The sequence below is a fragment of the Modestobacter sp. KNN46-3 genome (assembly GCF_011039295.1).
The window spans coordinates 1-1,745 of sequence record NZ_JAAKGN010000312.1 but is presented as its reverse complement, the minus strand read 5'-3'; the positions used below and the strand labels follow the sequence as shown (position 1 = coordinate 1,745).

At 75.8% G+C, this 1,745-nt stretch carries 2 protein-coding genes; both read left to right on the top strand.

From position 1 onward, the window contains the following. On the top strand, nucleotides 1-1,009 hold a 1,009-nt coding region (locus G5C62_RS26880; RefSeq protein WP_241176168.1), incomplete at its 5' end, for a GNAT family N-acetyltransferase. Continuing rightward, nucleotides 1,006-1,745 (top strand): enolase C-terminal domain-like protein (locus tag G5C62_RS26875; protein ID WP_164703394.1); only part of this gene is annotated, 740 nt, incomplete at its 3' end. The genes G5C62_RS26880 and G5C62_RS26875, both read left to right, overlap by 4 nt.

Genomic DNA, 1,745 nt, shown 5'->3' with positions numbered 1-1,745 from the left:
GCACCCCGCACCAAGCCCGGGCGGGACCACCGCACCGACCATGGGCGGTGTGACCGACCTGATCGCCGGGACCCCGCTGCCCCTGCCCGCCACCGGGCCGGGTGGTCAGGGTGCGGCCCGCGCCGGCGCCGGCGCAGCCTCGGTCGTCGCCGCGGAGGCCGCCGCCGCCTCGGGGGTGCGGGTCGCCGCGCTCACCGACCTGGCCGACCTGCGGGCCGTCCAGGCGCTCTTCGACTCCATCTGGCACCCCGCCCCGGACAACCCGCCAGTGACCGTGGAGCTGATGCGGGCGCTGACCAAGGCCGGCAACCCGCTGTTCGGTGCGTACGCCGACGGGCAGCTGGTCGGGGCCTGCGTGGCCTTCTTCGCGGCCCCGTCGGGCACCGCCCTGCACAGTCACGTCACCGGCGTCGCACCGTCGGCGCAGCGACGCAGCGTCGGCCGGGCGCTGAAGCTGCACCAGCGGGCGTGGGCACTCCAGCACGGCCTCGACCGGATCAGCTGGACCTTCGACCCGCTCGTCCGGCGCAACGCCTGGTTCAACCTGGGCCGGCTGGCCGCCACCCCCGTGGAGTACCTGCCGGACTTCTACGGCCCGATGGCCGACACGATCAACGCCTCCGACCAGTCCGACCGGCTGCTCACCTGCTGGTCGCTGGAGGCCCCCGCGGTGGTGCGGGCGGTCGCCGGCCAGCCGGTGGAGGTCGACCTGCCCGCCCTGCTGGCCGCCGGCGCGGCCACCGTCCTGACCGTGGGGCCGGACGGGCGCCCGGAGGCCCGGCCCGGGACGCCGGGGGTGCCCGCGCTGATCGCCGTCCCGGCCGACGTCGAGACACTGCGTGCCCGCGATGCCACGCTGGCCGCGGAGTGGCGCATCGCCGTGCGCGCCACCCTCGGCGGTGCGCTGACCGCAGGAGCTCGCGTGCGGGGGTTCGCCCGCGAGGGCTGGTACGTCGTCGACGGCCCGGGTCTGCCCGGCGCCCCTGAGGCCGGGAGGGCCACACCGTGAAGCTCGAGGCCGTGGAACTGCGCCGGATCCGGATGCCGCTGGTGGCACCGTTCCGCACGTCGTTCGGCAGTCAGACCGCCCGCGACATCCTGCTGGTGCGGGCGCGGACCGACGTGGCGGAGGGCTGGGGCGAGTGCGCCGCGCTGCCGGACCCGCGCTACTCCGCCGAGTACGTCGACGGCGTCGCCGACGTGCTGCGCCGGTTCTTCCTCCCCGCCGTCGCCGCCGTCCCGGACCTCGACGCCAACGCCGTCGGCCGGGCGCTGGCCCCCTACTCCGGGCACTGGATGGCCAAGGCGTCGATCGAGACGGCGGTGCTGGACGCCGAGCTGCGCGCGGACGGGCGCTCCTTCGGCTCGTTCCTGGGCGCCGCCGTGGACCGGGTGCCCTGCGGGGTCTCGGTCGGGATCATGGACTCGATCCCGGAGCTGCTCGACGCGGTCGGCGGCTACCTGGAGGCCGGCTACCTGCGGATCAAGCTGAAGATCGAGCCGGGCTGGGACGTCGAGCCGGTCCGTGCCGTCCGGGAGCGCTTCGGCGACGTGGCGCTGCAGGTCGACGCCAACACCGCCTACGCCGTCTCCGACGCCCGGCACCTGGCCCGGCTTGACCCCTTCGACCTGCTGCTGATCGAGCAGCCGCTGGACGAGGACGACGTGCTCGGCCACGCCGAGCTGGCCCGCACGGTGCGCACGCCGATCTGCCTGGACGAGTCGATCACCTCGGCCCGCTCGGC